This is a genomic window from Sphingomonas sp. 320_CC (assembly GCF_059691795.1).
This window is the reverse complement of sequence record NZ_JCAWAE010000004.1, coordinates 499,572-519,386: the sequence shown is the minus strand read 5'-3', so window position 1 is coordinate 519,386 and position 19,815 is coordinate 499,572. Positions and strand designations below refer to the sequence as shown.

Sequence of the window (19,815 nt, the reverse complement as noted above, 5' to 3'; positions counted from 1 at the left end):
ATCGTCCGACCGGGAGCCTTTTTTACGTCTTAGGGGACACAACCATGCTGTACACCATCGCCGTCATCCTGCTGATCCTCTGGCTGGCAGGCTTCGCCTTCCATGTCGCAGGCGGGCTGATCCACATCCTGCTGGTGATCGCGGTCATCGTCGTTCTGGTGAAGCTGTTCACCGGTCGCAACGTCGTCTGACTTTGGTTCTCCTGCGGACGCAGGAGTCCAGGGTTACGGGCGGTATCGCTCCGGACCCTGGGCTCCCGCTTTCGCGGGAGAACAGTAAGCGGGGTTAGGCGACGGGCACGCCATAAAGGTCGTGATCGTCAGCGTCTTCGATCGTGACTGGGACGATGTCGCCGACCGTCAGGTGGCACGCGTCGCGGAGGAAGACCTCGCCGTCGATCTCGGGCGCATCCGCCTGTGAGCGGCCGGTGGCGCCTTCTTCGTCGACCGCGTCGATGATGACGTCGAGCGTGCGGCCGATCTTGGCCTGCAACTTCGCCGCGGAGATTGCCGCGGTCTTTTCCATGATGCGGGCGTAGCGCTCTTCCTTGAGCTCTTCGGGCACATGGTCGGGCAGCAGGTTAGCCGCCGCCCCTTCGACCGGCTCGAAGCGGAATGCGCCGACGCGGTCGAGTTGCGCCTCGTCGAGCCAGTCTAGCAGATACTGGAAATCCTCCTCGGTCTCGCCGGGGAAACCGACGACGAAGGTCGAGCGGATCGTGATGTCGGGTGCGATCGTCCGCCAGTTGTGGATGCGCTGGAGCACCTTCGCATCGTTGCCGGGACGCTTCATCCGGCGCAGCACCGATGGCGACGCGTGCTGGAACGGGATGTCGAGATACGGCAGCACGAGGCCTTCCGCCATCAGCGGGATGACGTGGTCGACGTGCGGATACGGGTAGACGTAGTGAAGGCGGACCCACGGCGCGATCTTGCCGAGTTCGCGCGACAGGTCGGTCATGTGCGCGCGGACGTCTCGGGCTTCGTTGCGGGACATCGGGCCGCCGGTCTTCACCGGCCAGCTGGCGTGGCGGAGGTCGACGCCGTACGCCGACGTGTCCTGGCTGATGACCAGCAGTTCCTTGGTGCCGGCTTCGACCAGCTTTTCGGCCTCGCGAAGGATAGCGTCGGGGCGGCGGCTGACGAGGTCGCCGCGCAAGGACGGGATGATGCAGAACGAGCAGCGATGGTTGCAGCCCTCCGAGATCTTCAGATAGCTGTAGTGGCGCGGGGTCAGCTTCAGGCCGGCATCGGGGATCAGGTTGAGGAATGCGGACGGCGGCATCGGGGCAGCCTCGTGGACCGCGCCGACGACCTGCTCGTATTCGTGCGCACCGGTGATCGCGAGGACCTGCGGGAAGCGCGCGCGGATCGCGTCGGCTTCCTTGCCCATGCAGCCGGTGACGATGACGCGGCCATTCTCGGCGATGGCCTCGCCGATCGCCTCGAGGCTTTCCTCCTTGGCGGAATCGAGGAAGCCGCAAGTGTTGACGAGGACGATGTCGGCGCCGGCATAATCGGGCGACATCTGATAGCCGTCGCCGCGGAGCTGCGTGAGGATCCGCTCGCTATCGACGAGGTTCTTCGGACAGCCGAGCGAGACCATGCCGATCTTCGGCGGGGAGGGGAGTGTTGTTGCCATGAAGCCCGCGCACATAGGCGCAAAGTTCGGTTTTTTCTAGGCGGTGGAAAATGCATCCGCCATGGGTGGGGAGATTGCGCGGGAAGGAACCGATATGCTGGCGATTGGACTGATGTCGGGGACGTCGCTCGACGGGATCGACGCGGCGTTGATCGAGACCGACGGCGAGGCGTTCGTGCGGCCGATCGCGTTTCGTGGCGAGCCTTATTCGGATGCGGCGCGGGCGCAGTTGGCGGAAGCTACGCGGATGGCGCTGACGTTCGACAAGCCGCGGGCCAGTCCGCCGGTGGTCGCGGCGGGGGAGCTGATTACGCGCGCGCATGTGTTTGCGGTGCACAAGTTGCTGGCGGACGCGGGGGTTGCGGCGGCGGATGTCGACGTGATCGGTTTCCACGGGCAGACGATCGCGCATCGGCCCGATCGGCGCTGGACGTGGCAGATCGGCGATGGGGCTGCGGTCGCTCGGGCGACCGGGATCACGACGGTGTCGGATTTTCGGTCTGCGGATGTGGCGGCTGGCGGGCAGGGGGCTCCGTTGCTGCCGGTGTATCATGCGGCGCTGGCGGCGAGGCTGGAGGGACCGGTTGCGGTGCTGAATCTTGGCGGGGTGGGGAACATCACCTTCATTCCTGGCGGGCGCGACATGCATGATTCGCGCGAGATGTCGCCGGAGCGGGCGCAGATGATGGATCGCGATGGGCTGGTGGCGTTCGATACCGGGCCGGCGAATGGGTTGATCGATAGCTGGGTCGAGGCGGAGACCGGCGCACGGTATGATGCCGGGGGGGCGTTGGCGGCGTCTGGGCGGGTAGACGAGACGGTGTTGACGGCGATGCTGGACCATCCGTTTTTCGATGCTCCTCCGCCGAAGTCTTTGGATCGGAATGACTTTACGATCCAGCCGGCTCGGGGGTTGTCGGCTGCGGACGGCGCGGCGACTTTGACGGCGTTTACGGCCGCTACCGTGGCTGAGGCTATGCGGCATTTGCCGGCTCGGCCGGTGCGGTTGCTGGTTGCGGGGGGTGGTCGGCATAATCCGACTATGCTGGCGATGATCGCCGCGCGGACCGGGTTGGTGGTTGAGCCTACCGATGTGCTCGGGTGGAACGGCGATGCGCTGGAGGCCGAGGGGTTCGCGTATATGGCGGTGCGGACGTTGAAGGGCCTGGCTATTAGTTTTCCGGGGACGACGGGCGTGCCGGTGGCGATGAGTGGTGGAGTTGTGGATCGGGTTTGAGTGCTTTTCGCCTGACGCTTGCCCTTTTTTAAGAAGAAAGCTTGTTCTCCCGCGAAGGCGGGAGCCCAGCCTGGGCTCCCGCCTTCGCGGGAGAACAAGGAAGTGCAAGCCCGTCCGGTGTTGCATCTCCACCCCGGCGGAGGCCGGGGCCCAGTTGGGGGACGTTGCTAACTGAGGCTGCACCCCACCACTGCGACCTTTCCAACTGGGCCCCGGCCTTCGCCGGGGTGGTGCAGGGTGGAGTGGGCGGCGGCCTCGTATTCTCGTATTTTCGTATTTTCGTATTGATGTATCAGTGCGGCTTCTTCGCCTTGGCCGGCTTCTTCGGCTCGGGCTTCTTTGCCGGTGCCTTCTTCTCCGCCGCATCCTTCGCACGCAACGCAGGCGCTGCGATCGCCGCTGCAATACCCGCGATCACCGTCGCGCCAACCGCAATCGCGGTCTTCGGGTGCGACTTCACCGCATCCGTTGCCGTCGCAAGGCCAGCCTTGGCCGCGTCGGTCGCATCCTCGACCCAGTCGCTGGTCGCCGCGGTCTTCTTCGCGTCCGGCTTCGGCTTGTGGTCGTCGTCGTGATGGACCTTGGCGTGCGGCATGGCGGAGTTTGGGATCGACGACATAGGGCTTGTCCTTCGGTAAGGGATGATGCCCGATAAACCGACCGCGTCCGTGACGGTTCCGTTACGGTCAGCCGCTTACCGCGCCAAACTCACCGTTTCCGCGTCAGTTCGCGCATCGCGTCGTCGAGCCCGGCGAGGCTCAGGGGGTACATCCGGTCGGTCATCAGTTCGCGGATGATCCGCACCGACTGCGAATAGCCCCATTGCGCCTCGGGCACCGGGTTGAGCCACGCCGCCGCCGGATAGGTGTTGGTCAACCGCTGCATCCAGACCGCGCCCGGCTCCTCGTTGAAATGCTCGACCGAGCCGCCGGGGTGGGTGATCTCGTACGGGCTCATCGACGCGTCGCCGACGAAGATCAGCTTGTAGTCGTGGCCGTATTTGTGGAGCAGGTCCCACATCGGCGTACGCTCGGCGAAGCGCCGCGTATTGTCCTTCCACACGCCTTCGTACGGGCAATTGTGGAAGTAGAAGAATTCGAGGTTCTTGAACTCGGTCGTCGCGGCGGAGAACAGTTCCTCGCAGAGCTTGACGAACGGGTCCATCGAGCCGCCGACGTCGAGGAACAGTAGCAGTTTCACCGCATTGCGGCGTTCGGCGCGCATGACGATGTCGAGATAGCCCTGCCGTGCGGTGCCGGCGATCGTGCCGTCGATGTCGAGTTCGTCGGCGGCGCCGTCGCGCGCGAAGCGGCGCAGGCGGCGGAGTGCCACCTTGATGTTGCGGGTGCCGAGTTCCTTGGTGTTGTCGAGGTTGCGGAACTCGCGCTGGTCCCAGACTTTCAGTGCGCGCTTGTGCGTGCTTTCGCCACCGATGCGGACGCCTTCGGGGTTGTAGCCGCCGTTTCCATACGGGCTCGTGCCGCCCGTGCCGACCCATTTGCTGCCGCCCTGGTGGCGTTCCTTCTGCTCCTCGAGGCGTTTCTTGAGAGTCTCCATGATCTCGTCCCACGAGCCGAGCGACTTGATGGCGGCCATCTCCTCGGGGGTCAAGAATTTCTCGGCGACCGCCTTCAGCCAGTCCTCGGGCACTTCACCGGCGGGCGTGCCGTAGCTGGTGGCGAGTCCGCGAAAGACCTTGGCGAAGACCTGGTCGAACTTGTCGAGCAGCCCCTCGTCCTTCACGTATACCGCGCGGGAGAGGTAGTAGAAATCCTCGGGCGTCCGCTCGATCACCTCGGCGTCGAGCGCCTCGAGCAGGATGAGGTGCTCCTTGAGGCTAGCGGGGATGCCGGCGCTGCGGAGTTCGTCGAGGAAGTTCAGGAACATGAGATCACTCCGTCACTTCGCCGCGGCGATCGGCAGTTCGATCGCGCTGGGCTGCGCGGCCGAGTGGAAGACGCTGATCGTGGCCTTGCGGTAGTCGGCGGGCTTGGCGTCGAAGATGTTGGCGACGTAGGTCTGCGGGTTGCGGTCGTAGAGCGGGAACCAGCTCGACTGGACCTGCACCATGATCCGGTGGCCGGGGAGGAAGACGTGGTTGGCGTTGGGTAGCACGACGCGGAAATGCGTGGGCTGGCCGGCGACGATCGGGGTCGGCTTCTCGAAGCCGTCGCGGTAGCGGCCGCGCAAGATGTCCATCGAGACGGCGAGCTGGTAGCCCCCCATCTCGGGCTTGTCGGAATATTCGGCAGGGTAGACGTCGATCAGCTTCACCACGAAATCGCCGTCGGTGCCGGTGGTGCTGGCGATCAGGTCCGCGACTGGCGCGCCGGCGATCGCGACCGGGCTGGTCAGCGGCGGTGTCTGGTAGGTGAGGACGTCGGTGCGGTCGGAGAACGGGCGCTGGTCGTCGACCAGCCATTGCCGCCAGGTCGAGCCGGTCGCGTAGGTCGGGCGGATCGGGCGGAGGCGGTACGGGATCGGCTTGGCGGGATCGGAGATATAGTCGTCGTGGCCGTCCTGCGCGGGGGCGGTGGCGCCGAGACCGCTGGCGGGCTGGAAGTAGAGTTTCTGCGTGGCGGTCGAGTTCGGCCAACCGGCTAGCGCCTGCCACTGGTTGGTGCCGGTCTGGAACGCGGTGACGGTAGGGAGCGCGGGCGGTGTCGCGCCGGTCTTCAGCGCGCCGTTCAGGAACGGGAGCAGGACGTTCTTGCGGAACCAGAGCGCGGTGTCGGCATCGAAGCGGATCGCGCCGAGCGTCGAGCCGTCACCGTTTGCGCCGCCATGCGCCCAAGGGCCTAGCGCGAGGTGGTTGACGTGGTTGGGGTCGACTTTCGATACGGCTTCGTAGGCTGCGACTGCGCCGTAGATGTCCTCCTGGTCCCATTGGCTGGCGACCCAGAGGGTCTGCACGGTCTGTGGCTGCTTCGGCAGGATCGTCTCGAGCGCTTGGCCCTGCCAGAACGCGTCGTAGGTCGGGTGATCGTGAAGGCGGTTGACGAACGGCAGCTGTTCGAGCCCGCGGCTCTTCACGAACGCGCTGGCGGATCCGGCGCGCAGGAATGTGTCGTAATCGTCGTAGGCATCGCGCCAGAGGTCGCCGGCTTCACCCTTCGCGGCGTCCTGCGTGTAGTAATAATCGTAGCCGATCTGGCGGAACGCGCCGCCGTGGAAGTCGTCGTCGCCCTTCCAGGTGTTGATCACCGGGTTCATCGGGACGGCGGCTTTCAGCGCAGGATGCGGGTTCACCAGCGCCATCGCCGCCATCATGCCGTCGTAGCTGCCGCCGATGATGCCGACCCGGCCGTTGCTGTTCTTGAGGTTCTTCACAAGCCAGTCGATCGTGTCGTAAGCGTCGGTGGAGTGATCGACTTTCGTTTTGTTGAGCGGGCCGATCAGCGGGCGTTCGTTGATGTACGCGCCGTTCGAGCCGTTCTTGCCGCGGACGTCCTCGAACACGCGGATATAGCCCGCGTCGAAGAACATCGCGTCGGATGCGCGGAGGTTCATCGCGCCGCTCGGGCTGGAGGATCGGCTGGCGACGCTTTCGGCGTTGTAGGGTGTGCGCTGGAGCAGGATCGGGGCGTCGGTGACGCCCTTGCGCTGGACGATGACCGCGTGGAGCGTGACGCCGTCGCGCATCGGGATGTCGACCTCGCGGCGGTCGAAGTCGAAGGTGGCGTTGGCGGGGACGAACTTGGCGGGGATGTCGCCACCGGGGGGCGGGGACTTTTCCTTCTGCGCGCCGACGATCGCGGGAGCGGTGGTCGCGAGCAAGGCCAGCGTGAACGTCGTAAGAGCCTTGAACCGCATCGCTATCCTCACCGTCTTTTCGGATACGGTGGTGGCACGGTTTGGCAGGTGGCGGCAATCCATTCGCACCGTCATCCTGACGAATCACGCCGTCATCCTGACGAAAGTCAGGATCCAGAGCCATGACGGGCGGCGTGCGTAACCCTGGATCCTGACTTTCGTCAGGATGACGGGGGCGTTGGTCCGACGGGAACGAGATTAGCGGGCGATGGGCTCGCCGCTTACCGGCACATACGCGTCGATCAGCGCACCGACATAATCCGGGTTCCGGCTCGTCAATTCAGCGGCGGCGTGCGCATGACCGTAGATGAAGCCGTACACCGGATACACCCCGCCGCCGAGGCCGTCGACGTCCTTGTACCAGACCTTCACGTCGCTCCAGTCGTTGTTGCGCGAGACGTCGAACAGCGTGACGTCCTGCTCGGCATGGCCGCGCTCGCCGTTCTGGCGTGACCAGTTGGCGTGGGTGAGCATGACGACGCGCTTCTCGACCACCCGACTGACGACCGCGACGTGGCCGAACGGCAGGCGCGGGGTCTTGGCGAACACGATCACCGCGCCTTCCTTGGGCTTGTGCGTGCGTTCGTATTTTCCGTCGGCCTGCTCCCACCAGGTCCAGGCGTTGCCGTAGATCTGGATGCCCGACGCGGCGCGCGCGAAGGGGACGCACTGGCCGACATAGTCGAGCAGAGAGGCGGATGCGGGGGCGGCCATGCCGATTGCCAGCAGTGCCGGCGCCCAACGACGGAAAGCATACAATCTCATGCCGTCACCTTGCCGGACAGGTATGGCATTATTGTTGCCGCAGATGGTTAATGTGCATCAATATCCAATCCGTCGGACTTTGCCGCGATCTGCTCGCCAATCGCCGTGACCGTCTCGACGAATTGCGGTCACAATGGCGCCGAATAGCTGAACGGACGGTGACGTCGATCCTGTTGATTCAAATACGTATAGTTCTCGAACACGGCCCACGAAAACTGCGGCGTCGTGCAATAACTCCGAAGTGGTCGCGTATCGACGGACCGATTCCAGGATTTGCGTTCAAAGAGGCTAGGTGGTTCCCCGATCGGAATACTTCGCTTGTCCGACTGAGTGATCACGGTTTCACCATAAAAGGATTGTGATCATGTCGGTCGATATCAGCGATACAATCGATGCAGGCGCCGCAGAAGCGCTGCTGGGCAAGGCTGTAGACTGGAAGCAGTATGACGGATTGCGCGTTACATCGCACACCAGCGGGGCAGTCTATCTGGTGATGTGGGGCCAGCTTCACTGGATCCCGGATGCCGCGACCTTCAATAGCGTGTTCAAGGACTGGAACGGGATCGTCAACAGCGATTACATCGTCGACAACATGCCGAAGGCGTTGTCGCTGGCACCCGGTTCGTTCATCGCGATCAGCGGAGCGTCGCCGGCGTGGTATTTCGTGACGCTCGGCAAGAAGTTGCACATCCCCGATCCAGCGACGGTGAATCGCTTCAACTTCCGCAGCCCGATCTCGCTGCCGCATCTGGCGCTGGACTATATCCCGACGGGTCCGAACGTCACGTAACGCTCGAACTATCGGACCGGCGGCGGTGCTCATGCACGCCGCCGGTTCCTCGATAGCTTACCCCTGGTTCTTCTGGCGCTTCGCCATGAAGGCGAGGCGTTCGAACAGCATGACGTCCTGCTCGTTCTTCAGCAGCGCACCGTGCAGGGGCGGGATCGCCTTGGTCGGGTCGCGGTTCTGGAGGATGTCGAGCGGCATGTCCTCGTGCAGCAGCAGCTTCAGCCAGTCGAGCAGCTCGCTGGTCGAGGGCTTTTTCTTGAGGCCCGGCACGTCGCGGACGTCGTAGAACAGGTCCATCGCCTTGCTGACGAGGATCTTCTGGATGCCGGGAAAATGGACGTCGACGATCGCCTGCATCGTGCCGCGATCAGGGAACTTGATGTAATGGAAGAAACACCGGCGCAGGAACGCGTCGGGCAGTTCCTTCTCGTTGTTGCTGGTGATGATGACGATCGGGCGCTCGACCGCGCGCACCGTTTCCTTGGTCTCGTAAACGTGGAATTCCATCCGATCGAGTTCCTGCAACAGGTCGTTCGGGAACTCGATATCGGCCTTGTCGATCTCGTCGATCAGCAGGACGGGCGGGGCGGGCTGGGTGAAAGCCTCCCACAGCTTGCCCTTGCGGATATAGTTGCCGATGTCGTGGACGCGCGCATCGCCGAGTTGGCCGTCGCGCAGGCGGGCGACCGCGTCGTACTCGTACAGGCCCTGTTGCGCCTTGGTGGTCGACTTGATGTTCCACTCGATCAGCGGCGCGCCCAAAGCCTTGGCGATCTCGTAGGCGAGCACGGTCTTGCCGGTGCCGGGTTCGCCCTTGATCAGCAACGGGCGGCGCAGCGTCACGGCGGCGTTGACCGCGACTTTCAAATCGTCGGTCGCGACGTAGCTCTGGGTGCCCTCGAAGCGCTTCATGCGATGTCCCGTCCGGTTCTGAATACCGGGTATGGATAGAGGGGAAGCGTCGGTCAGCGCAAGCGGTCAGAGGTCGCCGCGCGCACTCGATCGCGCTTCGAGCAGCGACCACAGGCCGCGGTGCTGCGCGAAAAGTTGCTGCGCGCCGAACAGGATCGCGCGCTGGCAACCGGGCGATGCACCGAGTTCCGCGACGAGCGCGGCGGTGCCGGTCTCGGACGGAAGGGTGATCGGGGGGACTGCTACCCCGAACCGCTCGGCGGCGACATCGAGGACGCGGCGGATCGCGCGCCAGTCATAGAGCAGCGCAGCCACCGCCCCGGTCGCACATCCACGGCGCTCCGAGCGGGCAAGCATTTCGAGCGCATGACGTTCGCCGACCAGTGCCGACTCGCTCTCCGCCTGGCCTGGGGTCGAGGGTAGGGGGCCGACCGCGGCGGTGAGGTGTGCGAGATAGGTGCGCTCGTCGGCGAAGCCGCTGGCTGCGACGGCGAGCCAATCCGAGGCTTCGGGCTGGATCGCGCGGGCGAGCACGTCGACGATCAGGCCGGGATGGTCGCCGTGGACCGCGCACAGCGCGTGGACCGCGTCGGAGAGGTTGCGCTGGCCCAGACCGCCGGCGATCAGGCGCGCATGATGCGGATGCGCTGCGCTGCCGTCCGCGTCGGCGAGCGTGACGAACGCATCCCATGCGCTCCGCTCGCTCGGCTCCCCGTCCTGTATGCCCGCGTTCGAAACCATCATTCCCCGGCCGTGCTGCACCACGGAAAGCTCGATCCGCGACGATGTCCCGCTTGCCATAAACGAAGGACGTAAAGACGGAGTTTACGGAGCGTTCATTATGCCGTGTTGGAGGGAAATGACGTTTGCGAGTCGGGGGCGCTTCGGCTCGCTCGGCATCACGATGCGCCCTTTACGCCGGGCCATGCCGCCGCGATAACGCGCGACCGAAGATTTTCGGGTCCGTCGGGCGGTATCCGGCGGGATGATCCCACGGAGACTACAGGATGCGCACATGGTTGCTCGGGCTTGCACTTGCTTCGGTCGGAACCGCCGCGATGGCCGCTGATCAGGTCACGCCGCCGGCAGCGCCTGCCACGCCGGCTCCTGCACCTGTCCGCCCGGTCGAGGCGGCCAAGCCCGGCGACCTGACGATGGCGCGCGTGTTCGGCAATCCCGACCTGTCGGGATCGCAGCCGAAAGCGGTGCGGCTGTCGCCCGACGGCACGCTGCTGACGTCCCTCCGCAACCGCGACGACGAGAAGGAGCGCTTCGATCTATGGGCGGTCGATACCGCGACGGGCCAAGCGCGGATGCTGGTCGATTCGAAGACCGTCGGCAGCGGCGCGGAGCTGACCGAGGCCGAGAAGATGCAGCGCGAGCGTGCACGGATCGGCGGGCAGAAGGGCATCGTCGCGTATGACTGGGCGCCCGACGGCAAGTCGATCCTCGTACCGCTCGACGGCGACCTGTATCTCGCCGGCCTCGACGGCAAGGTGAAGCGGCTGACCAATACGCCCGGCGGCGAGCTGAACCCGGTGGTGAGCCCCAAGGGCAGCTTCGTCTCGTTCGTCCGCGACCAGAACGTCTTCGTGCAGCCGCTCGCCGGCGGCGACGCGCGCGCGGTGACGACGGGCGGCGGCGGCACGGTCCATTTCGGCGAGGCGGAGTTCGTCGCGCAGGAGGAAATGGACCGCCGCACCGGCTATTGGTGGTCGCCCGACGAGCAATATGTCGCGGTCGAGCGGTTCGACGAGGCGCCGGTCCATACCGCGACGCGTGCGTCGATCGGCGCGACCGGAACCAAGGTTTACGAACAGCGCTATCCGGCCGCCGGTACGCCCAACGTGCTGGTCGACCTGTACATCATGAAGCCCGATGGCTCGGGGCAGGTGAAGGTCGATCTCGGCACCAACCCCGACATCTATCTGGCGCGGGTCGACTGGACGCCGGATGGCCGGATGCTGCTGGTCCAGCGCCAGAGCCGCGACCAGAAACTACTGGAGATGCTCCGCGTCGATCCGGCGACGGGCAAATCGACCGTGCTGTTCACCGAGAAGTCGGGCGTAAAAAGCTGGCTCAACCTGTCCGATGCGTATCACGTGCTCAAGGACGGGAGCCTGATCTGGCGGTCGGAGCGGAGCGGCTACGGACAGCTCTACCGGTTCGCGTCGGGGAAATGGACGCAGCTCACGAAGGGCGACTGGGTCGTCACCGATCTGGTCGGTGTGGATGAAACCAAGGGGCGCCTGTTCTTCCTCGGCAACAAGGACGACGTGCTCGAGCAGCAGCTCTATTCGGTCGACGTCGCCAAGCCGAACGTGATCACCAAGCTGACCGAAGCGGGCTGGTGGAACAGCGCGACGATGGACGCGGCCGCGAGCCGGTTCATCATCTCGCGCTCGAACCCGAAGCAACCGACGCAGGTGTATCTGGCGGATGCGACCGGCAAGCGGCTCTCGTGGATCAATGAGAATGCGGTGGTCGAGGGGCATCCCTACTACCCGTATCTGTCGAGCCATCAGGAGACCAAGTTCGGGACGCTGAAGGCGAAGAACGGCATGACGCTCCACTACGAGATGATCACGCCGCCGCTGGAGCCGGGCAAGAAATACCCGGTGTTCTTCGAACATTACGGCGGCCCCGGCACTGGTCAGGTCGTCACGCGCGGTTGGCAGGGCGCGCTGCCGCAATACCTCGTCGATCGCGGCTGGATCTATTTCAAGATCGACAATCGCGGCTCGTACAACCGCGGCAAGGCGTTCGAGGACCAGATCTATCATGCGATGGGCACGGTCGAGGTCGAGGACCAGCTGTCGGGTGCGAACTTCCTGAAGTCGCTGCCGTTCGTCGAGTCGAGCAAGATCGCGACCTATGGCTGGTCGTACGGCGGCTATATGTCGCTGAAGATGCTGGAGAAGACGCCGGGCGTGTATGCGGCCGCGGTCTCGGGCGCTCCGGTCACCGACTGGCAACTGTACGACACGCATTATACCGAGCGCTATCTGGGCGATCCGGCGAAGGATCCGGCGAGCTATTCGACGTCGGCGGCAGTCGAGGAGGCGAACCGGATCGTCGATCCGTTGCTGCTGATCCATGGCATGGCGGACGACAATGTGTTCCTCGACAACTCGACCAAGGTCGCAGCAAGGATGCAGGCGACTGCGACGCCGTTCGAGATGATGTTCTACCCGGGGTATACGCACCGCGTGGCGGGGCCGGGGATCAGCGAGCATGTCTGGGGGACGATCCTGAACTTCCTCGACCGGACGGTGAGGGACAAGCCGGTGGCTGAAGCTGCACCCGCGCCTGCGAAGTAAACGCCGGTGCGGTTCGTCGAGACGTTTCACCTGTGGCCGTTCCTCGACACGCTGGTGAGCTATATCGCCGCGTTCGTGTTCGGGACGCTGATCGGGGCGGAGCGGCAATATCGCCAGCGCACCGCGGGGTTGCGGACCAACACGCTGGTCGCGCTCGGGTCGGCGGCGTTCGTCGATCTCGGGCAGCGGCTGGGCGGCGACGTCGAGTCGATCCGGATCATCGCCTATGTCGTGTCGGGGATCGGCTTCCTCGGCGCGGGCGTGATCATGAAGGAGGGGATGAACGTCCGCGGGCTTAACACCGCGGCGACCTTGTGGTGCTCGGCGGCGGTGGGATCGTGCGCGGGCAGCGACATGATCGCGGAGGCTGGGTTGCTGACGTTCGTCGTGCTGCTGGCGAACACCGCGCTGCGGCCGCTGGTCGACGGGATCAACCGGATCCCGACCGAGGGGCGGACGATCGAGGCCACCTATAGCGTGATGGTGACGGTTGCGGCGGGGGATGCGGGGCCGATCGGCGATCTGGTGGTCGAGCATCTGGAAGCTGCTCAGTTACAGGTGGCGGAACTGGACGTGACCGAGCGGGGGGAGGACCGGGTCGAGGTTGCCGCGACGCTGGTGGCGACGAACGTGCCGGCGGAGGAGCTGGATGCGATTACGGATCACCTGGCGAAGGTGCACGGGATCGAGCATGCGACTTGGCAGGCGCGGACGCACGACTGAGGGCCGGGTTTAACGGTGCACCTTCCCCAGCCACCACCCCGGCGAAGGCCGGGGCCCAGTTGGAAAGGTCGCAGTAATGGACCACAGCGCTTAGTTGGCAACGTCCCCCAACTGGGCCCCGGCCTCCGCCGGGGTGGTGCTACTGCTGGGGCAGGTGCTGATACATATCGCTGAACACTAGCTTGTTCCCCCGCGAAGGCGGGGGCCCAGACTGGGCTCCCGCCTTCGCGGGAGAACACGGAAGGCAGGGGTGCCGTCTCCCAGGTCCGGCCAAACCTTCCGCCCCCCCAAACTCCCCCTATCCGCGCAACAAGTCGAAAGCCGTTGGACCTCGCCGCGCAACGTCGGTACTGCCCGCCTCAAGTCCAATCGGAGTGACAACATGGGTTATCGGGTGGTGGTCGCAGGGGCGACCGGCAATGTCGGGCGTGAGATCCTCAACATCCTGGCGGAACGCGAGTTTCCGGCGGACGAGATCGCCTGCGTCGCGTCGTCGCGCAGCCAGGGGTTGATGGTCGACTACGGCGACACCGGCAAGCAGATCAAATGCACGAACATCGAGCATTTCGACTGGAACGGCTGGGACATGGCGCTGTTCGCGATCGGCTCCGAGGGTTCGGCGATCTATGCACCGATCGCTGCGGCCGCCGGCTGCGTGGTGATCGACAATTCGTCGCTGTACCGCATGGACCCCGACGTGCCGCTGATCGTGCCCGAGGTGAACCCCGAGGCGATCGACGGCTACAAGGTCCGCAACATCATCGCCAACCCGAACTGCTCGACCGCGCAGATGGTCGTCGCGCTGAAGCCGCTGCACGACGCGGCGAAGATCCTGCGCGTGGTCGTCTCGACCTATCAGTCGGTGTCCGGCGCGGGCAAGGCGGGCATGGACGAGCTGTTCGAGCAGAGCCGCAACATCTTCGTCGGCGATCCCGCAGAGCCCAAGCTGTTCACCAAGCAGATCGCGTTCAACGTGATCCCGCACATCGACAGCTTCCTCGACGACGGCTCGACCAAGGAAGAGTGGAAGATGGTCGTCGAGACCAAGAAGATCCTCGACAGGAAGATCAAGGTCACCGCGACCTGCGTCCGCGTGCCGGTGTTCGTCGGCCATTCGGAAGCGATCAACATCGAGTTCGAGAACGAGATCACGGCCGAGGAAGCGCAGAACATCCTCCGCGAGGCGCCCGGCATCATGCTGGTCGATAAGCGCGAGGACGGCGGCTACATTACCCCGATCGAATGCGTCGGCGACTTTGCGACATATATCAGCCGCGTGCGCGAGGATCCGACCGTCGAGAACGGCCTGAACTTGTGGTGCGTCAGCGACAATCTCCGCAAGGGGGCGGCACTGAACGCGGTGCAGATCGCCGAACTGCTGGGGCGCCGGCATCTGCAGAAGGCGTAGTCCGGGGGGCCATCGGGCCTCCAACACCTTTCAAAAGACCGATCAAAACCGCGTCGTCACCTCGTGTGACGGCGCGGTTTTGCGATTCGCTTCGGATGACGAGCGCGAGCGGCTGGACGCACCGATCGAACCGAAATGCGGTAAATTTGTTCTGGCTATTGGATAGCGACCAATTTGGATGTGTTCATTAACGATCAAAAATACCGGATACAGCAACAGTCTGGTCGCTAACTTGATCTATGCAACAAGAACGGTTTTATGTTTCAATCGAAATGAATTGAAGTTGTGTAGAATAACGACGACTTGCTTTCTATGTTCCGTGTGTATGCTTATTTATTACGGTAACAGACTGTTAGTATTACAGGGGTGAACATCCTTCCGTTCCGATAGTCGAATCTAGAGTTCGACGATGCGGAAAATCAGGGCTGCTGTTGCAGTCGTCAGTGGAGGTTGTTTGATGTCCAACGCGTTTGTTCGCCCGCAAGATCGAGACGCCGTGACGCCGACTGGCGCCAAGACGTTCGCTTCGCATCCTGCAAAGTCGCCCACCTTTACCCGCACGCTGCGCCGCCTGCGCGATGGCGCTTCATTGATCGGGCTGGCGACGACGTCGCTGTTCGCGGCGCAGTCGGCGTCGGCGCAGACGACGCCCGCGCCGAACATCGTTGGAGCCTGCTCGGGGGTCAGCCTACCGCGTTCGGTAGTTACGGACATCCTCAGCCCGGTCGTTACCGGCATCGCAAACCCGGTCCAGAGCACCGTCAACCCGATCCTCAGCAACGTCAAGAGCATCTCCGGGGTACTGACGGTGTCCGTTCTCGGTCTGCCGCCGCTCGTTGCCAACCTGCCGAGCGTGCCGACCCCGGCGCTCAGCATCGACGTTGCCGGTATCCTGAACGATGCGGCGAACAATGCGCCGCTCACGTTGTCGGTGCTCAACTCCAATGGCGTCGCGGTCGGCCCGAACGACTCCTGCGTCACCCAGGCGGACGGGTTCACCTTGCGGACGCCGGCCGGTATCGCGATCGGCGGCAATCGGATCACCGGGCTCGGCGCGAACGGATTCGAGGCCTTCGCAGCCGATCCCAATGCCATCGCGTTCGGCAACTCCGCTCGGACCGGAGCGGGCGCGGTTGGCGCGATCGCATTCGGCGGCCAGGCGCAGGTCGCCGACAATGCAACCGGCGCGATCGCTCTCGGCACCGGTGCCAGTGCGACCGCAGCGAACGGCGTCGCGCTCGGCGCGGGCAGCGTATCCTCGCGGGCGGCCGCAACCGGCTATACCGCGATCGGGCTCGCTGTTCCCCAGAACTCGGCCGGCGAAGTCTCGGTCGGCGCGGCGGGTGCCGAACGCCAGATCACTAACGTCGCGGCGGGCACCGCGGCAACCGATGCGGTCAACGTCGCCCAGCTCACCGGCGTCCAGGCGCAGATCGGCACGCTCGCAAGCGGTGCGGTCCAATATGACGGTACGACCCGTACCAGCGTGACGCTGGGGGGAGCCGGTACCGGCGCGCCGGCGGTGGCGCTCCGCAACGTTGCGGCAGGCACGCTCGGCGCGACCTCGACCGATGCGGTCAACGGCAGTCAGCTGTTCGCGACCAACGCCAACGTCACGAACCTGACGACCAACATCAGCAATGGCGCGATCGGCGCGCTGCAATATTCCAACGCCGCGACGCCGACCGTTCCGAATGGCGGCGTTCCCTCCAACGACGCTGCGCTGGTCGGTGTCGCGGCGGGCCCGGTCGGGCTGCACAATGTCGCCAATGGCGTCGTTGCCGCCGGATCGACCGACGCGGTCAACGGCGGACAATTGTCGACTGTGACGGATCAGGTCGGCACGCTGGCCGGGCTCGCCGTCCAGTATGACGACGCGACGCGGACGCGGGCGACGTTGGGCGGTGTCGGGACTGGTGCAGCGCCCGTCGCGCTCGGCAACGTCGCGGCCGGCACGCTCGGTGCGACCTCGACCGACGCGGTCAACGGCAGCCAGCTGTTCGCGACCAACACCAACGTCACCAACACCAATACCGCGCTGACCAACCTGACGACCAACATCGCCAATGGCGGCATCGGCGCGCTGCAATATTCGAACGCGGCGACGCCGACCGTGCCGAACGGTGGCGTTCCGACCAACGACGTCGCGCTGGTCGGTGCAACGGCAGGACCGGTCGCTCTGCACAACGTTGCCGATGGCACTGTCGCGACCGGGTCGACCGACGCCGTGAATGGCGGTCAGCTTGCCACGGTGACCGGCCAGGTCGGGAACCTCGCCGCGCTGTCGGTCCAGTATGACGACGCGACGCGGGCTCGGGTCACTCTGGGCGGTCTCGGCACGGGGGCCGCTCCGGTGGCGATCGGCAACGTCGCGGCAGGTGCGCTCGGCGCGACCTCCACCGATGCGGTCAACGGCAGCCAGCTGTTCGCGACCAATACCAACGTCACCAACCTGACGACCAACATCGCCAATGGCGCGATCGGTGCGCTGCAATATTCCAGCGCGGGTGCGCCGACCACGCCGAACGGAGGCGTGCCGTCGAACGACGCCACGCTGGTGGGCGGTGCCGCCGGCGCGGTCGCGCTGCACAACGTGGCCGATGGCGCGGTCGCGGTGGGTTCTACCGACGCGGTCAATGGCGGTCAGCTTGCCCTGGTCTCGGGGCAGGTCGGCACGCTGAACGGTTTGGCGGTACAGTATGACGACCTCAGCCGATCGCGCGTGACCTTCGGCGGCGTGGGTGCGGCACCCGTCGTGCTCGGCAACGTCGCCGCGGGAACGCTGGGCGCAACCTCGCTCGAGGCGGTGAACGGCAGCCAGTTGTTCACGACCAACGCCAACGTCACGAACACCAACACGGCACTGACCAATCTCACGACCAACATCGCCAATGGCGGTATCGGCGCGGTGCAATATTCCAACGCCGCGACGCCGACCACCCCAAATGGCGGCGTGCCGAGCAACGACGTCGCGCTGGTCGGTGCGGCGGCTGGCGCGGTCGGACTGCACAATGTCGCGAATGGCAATGTCGCGGTGGGGTCGACCGACGCGGTCAACGGTGGACAGCTCGCCAGCGTCTCCGGGCAAGTCAGCGGCCTGTCCGCACTCGCGGTCCAGTATGACGATGTCGGCCGCTCGCGGATCACGCTCGGCGGCGTCGGTACGGGCGCAGCGCCCGTCGTGATAGGCAATGTCGCGGCAGGCGCGCTTGGCGCGACCTCGACCGAGGCGGTCAACGGTAGCCAGTTGTTCGCGACCAACACCAACGTCACCAACCTGACGACGAGCATCGCGAATGGCGCGATCGGTGCGCTGCAATATTCGAGCGCAGGCGCACCAACCACGCCGAACGGCGGCGTACCGTCGAACGACGTGACGCTCGTCGGAGGTGCCGCTGGTGCCGTCGCCTTGCACAATGTCGGCAACGGCGTGGTTGCGGCCGGCTCGACCGATGCGGTCAACGGCGGCCAGCTGGCGACCGTCTCCGGCCAGGTCGGCAACCTCGCCGCGCTGTCGGTGCAGTATGACGATCCGACCCGGACGCGCGTGACGTTCGGTGGGGCAGGCAACGCGCCGGTCGTGCTCGGCAACGTCGCGGCGGGTACGCTCGCGGCAGGGTCGACCGAAGCGGTCAACGGCGGGCAGCTCGTGGGGCTCGGCACCAGTGTCGCGGCAGGCCTGGGTGGACTGTCGAGCTACGACGCTGCCACCAACCGCGTGCTCGCCTCGATCGGGTTCGGCGGGGTGCAATATGGCAACGTCCAGTCGGTCTTCGATGCGGTCGATGGCGCTATCAACGGCGGTGCGGGCATCCGGTATTTCCGGGTTCTCTCGACCCGCGGCGACAGCGTCGTGACGGGTACCGACAGCATCGCGATCGGTCCGGAAGCGACCGCGACCGCGGACAACAGTGTCGCCATCGGCACCGGGTCCTCGGCGCTTCGTGGCGGTACGCTTGGTTATGCGGCACTGGGGCTCGCGGGCTTGCAGAACTCGGTCGGTGAAGTGTCGGTCGGGTCGGCCGGTGGCGCTCGGCAGATCACCAACGTCGCGGCAGGCACCGCGGCGACCGATGCCGCCAACGTCGGCCAGGTCGCAGGCGTCGCGGCGCAGGTCGCGGCCTTGGGCACCACGACCGTCCAGTACGACAACGGCACGAAGAACGCGATCACGCTCGGCGGTGCCGGCGGGACGGTCATCACCAACGTCGCCGCCGGCAACGTTGCCGCCGGGTCTACCGACGCGGTCAACGGCGCGCAGCTTGCGGCGACCAACACGCAGGTGGCGAACAACACGACCGCGATCACCAACCTGGGCAACCAGATCAGCAATGGTGCGACCGGGCCGGTGCAATACTCGAACCCCGGCAGCGCCACCACGCCGAACGGTGGCACGAAGACCAACGACCTGACGCTGGTCGGTGCGGCGGCTGGCCCCGTCGGCCTGCACAATGTCGCGGGCGGTTCGATCGCGGCGGGTTCGACCGACGCGGTCAATGGCGGGCAGGTCTATGCCCTGGCGCTGACGGCGGTGAACGCGGTGTCGTACAATACCGATGCCAACGGCGTGCGGACCAACACCGTGACGCTGGCGGGCGGCAATGCGGCGGCGCCGGTGACGATCGCCAACGTGGCCGCAGGTACGGTCGCGGCGGGGTCTGCCGAAGCGGTGAACGGTGGGCAACTCTACACCACCAATCAGGCGGTCGCGACGGCACAGGGCACCGCGAACAGTGCGCTCGCGCTGGGCAGCAACTCGGTGCAATACGGTCCTTCGCGTACCAACGTGACGTTCAACGCAGGCGGTCAGGCGACCGTGCTGAGCAACGTCGCGGCGGGCGTGTCGACCACCGACGCGGTCAATGTCGGCCAGCTGAACTCGGGCATCAACTCCGCGGTGACGCAGGCGAACGCCTATACCGACGGACGGATCGCGGCGCTCGACTTCGATCTGCGCAACCTCCGGCGGGACAGCTTCGCCGGGACCTCCAACGCGCTGGCAGCCGCCGGCCTCCCGCAGGCGTATGAAGCGGGCAAGGGGATGATCGCGATGGGTGGCGGCACCTATGCCGGCCAGTCGGCGGTCGCGGTCGGGATGTCGAAGGCGTTCAGCGATGGCCACACGGTCGTCAAGCTGAGCGGCACCTATGACTCGCAGGGCCGTGCCGGTGCATCGGGCGGGATCGGGTATCAGTTCTGATCCTGT

General features: G+C 65.4%; 14 protein-coding genes. 7 read left to right on the top strand and 7 right to left on the bottom strand.

Features of this window, described 5'->3' with window-relative positions; all coding sequences use genetic code 11:
• The first annotated feature begins 44 nt into the window (after positions 1-44).
• The gene (locus AC59GX_RS17970; protein WP_107954842.1) at positions 45-191 is read left to right on the top strand and encodes a lmo0937 family membrane protein; all 147 of its coding nucleotides are present in this window, start codon (positions 45-47) and stop codon (positions 189-191) included.
• Between the two features lie 94 nt (positions 192-285).
• Here AC59GX_RS17970 and rimO read toward each other — a convergent pair whose 3' ends face one another.
• Positions 286-1,641: a 30S ribosomal protein S12 methylthiotransferase RimO gene (rimO, locus tag AC59GX_RS17965; protein ID WP_426281966.1), complete on the bottom strand. Its 1,356-nt coding sequence runs from the start codon at positions 1,639-1,641 to the stop codon at positions 286-288.
• Between the two features lie 94 nt (positions 1,642-1,735).
• Between rimO and AC59GX_RS17960 the strand changes: the two genes are divergently transcribed.
• Positions 1,736-2,878 carry an anhydro-N-acetylmuramic acid kinase gene (locus tag AC59GX_RS17960; protein ID WP_426281968.1) on the top strand — a complete coding sequence of 381 codons (1,143 nt, stop codon included), beginning with the start codon at positions 1,736-1,738 and terminating at the stop codon, positions 2,876-2,878.
• A 292-nt stretch (positions 2,879-3,170) separates the two neighbouring features.
• Here AC59GX_RS17960 and AC59GX_RS17955 read toward each other — a convergent pair whose 3' ends face one another.
• From AC59GX_RS17955 to AC59GX_RS17940, 4 genes are all read right to left on the bottom strand, one after another.
• Positions 3,171-3,497 carry a hypothetical protein gene (locus AC59GX_RS17955; protein WP_136190376.1) on the bottom strand — a complete coding sequence of 109 codons (327 nt, stop codon included), beginning with the start codon at positions 3,495-3,497 and terminating at the stop codon, positions 3,171-3,173.
• 89 nt (positions 3,498-3,586) lie between these two features.
• Positions 3,587-4,765, bottom strand: a complete 1,179-nt coding sequence (locus AC59GX_RS17950) for a vWA domain-containing protein (protein WP_353442901.1) — start codon at positions 4,763-4,765, stop codon at positions 3,587-3,589.
• Positions 4,766-4,777: 12 nt separating this feature from the next.
• Positions 4,778-6,691, bottom strand: a complete 1,914-nt coding sequence (locus AC59GX_RS17945; RefSeq protein WP_426281969.1) for a CocE/NonD family hydrolase — start codon at positions 6,689-6,691, stop codon at positions 4,778-4,780.
• A 198-nt stretch (positions 6,692-6,889) separates the two neighbouring features.
• A complete protein-coding gene (locus tag AC59GX_RS17940; RefSeq protein ID WP_056482168.1) occupies positions 6,890-7,456 on the bottom strand; it encodes a CHAP domain-containing protein in 567 nt (188 codons plus the stop codon).
• A 364-nt stretch (positions 7,457-7,820) separates the two neighbouring features.
• On the opposite strand from AC59GX_RS17940, the gene AC59GX_RS17935 reads away from it, so the two are divergent.
• Positions 7,821-8,246, top strand: coding sequence for a hypothetical protein (locus AC59GX_RS17935; protein ID WP_426281970.1), 426 nt, complete (start codon positions 7,821-7,823; stop codon positions 8,244-8,246).
• A 57-nt stretch (positions 8,247-8,303) separates the two neighbouring features.
• Here AC59GX_RS17935 and AC59GX_RS17930 read toward each other — a convergent pair whose 3' ends face one another.
• Positions 8,304-9,158, bottom strand: coding sequence for an AAA family ATPase (locus AC59GX_RS17930; RefSeq protein ID WP_121885167.1), 855 nt, complete (start codon positions 9,156-9,158; stop codon positions 8,304-8,306).
• 66 nt (positions 9,159-9,224) lie between these two features.
• The gene (locus tag AC59GX_RS17925; RefSeq protein ID WP_426281971.1) at positions 9,225-9,959 is read right to left on the bottom strand and encodes a DUF6975 family protein; all 735 of its coding nucleotides are present in this window, start codon (positions 9,957-9,959) and stop codon (positions 9,225-9,227) included.
• 206 nt (positions 9,960-10,165) lie between these two features.
• Between AC59GX_RS17925 and AC59GX_RS17920 the strand changes: the two genes are divergently transcribed.
• The 4 genes from AC59GX_RS17920 (at position 10,166) to AC59GX_RS17905 (ending at position 19,809) form a co-directional block, all read left to right on the top strand.
• The gene (locus tag AC59GX_RS17920; protein WP_497302129.1) at positions 10,166-12,478 is read left to right on the top strand and encodes a S9 family peptidase; all 2,313 of its coding nucleotides are present in this window, start codon (positions 10,166-10,168) and stop codon (positions 12,476-12,478) included.
• Positions 12,479-12,484: 6 nt separating this feature from the next.
• On the top strand, positions 12,485-13,201 hold the full coding sequence (locus AC59GX_RS17915; RefSeq protein WP_426281974.1) for an MgtC/SapB family protein: 717 nt from the start codon (positions 12,485-12,487) through the stop codon (positions 13,199-13,201).
• Positions 13,202-13,583: 382 nt separating this feature from the next.
• Complete coding sequence (locus tag AC59GX_RS17910) at positions 13,584-14,609, top strand: aspartate-semialdehyde dehydrogenase (protein ID WP_426281975.1); 1,026 nt, start codon at positions 13,584-13,586, stop codon at positions 14,607-14,609.
• Positions 14,610-15,105: 496 nt separating this feature from the next.
• Entirely contained in the window at positions 15,106-19,809 is a 4,704-nt protein-coding gene (locus AC59GX_RS17905; protein ID WP_497302128.1) for a beta strand repeat-containing protein, read from the top strand.
• Positions 19,810-19,815: the final 6 nt, after the last annotated feature.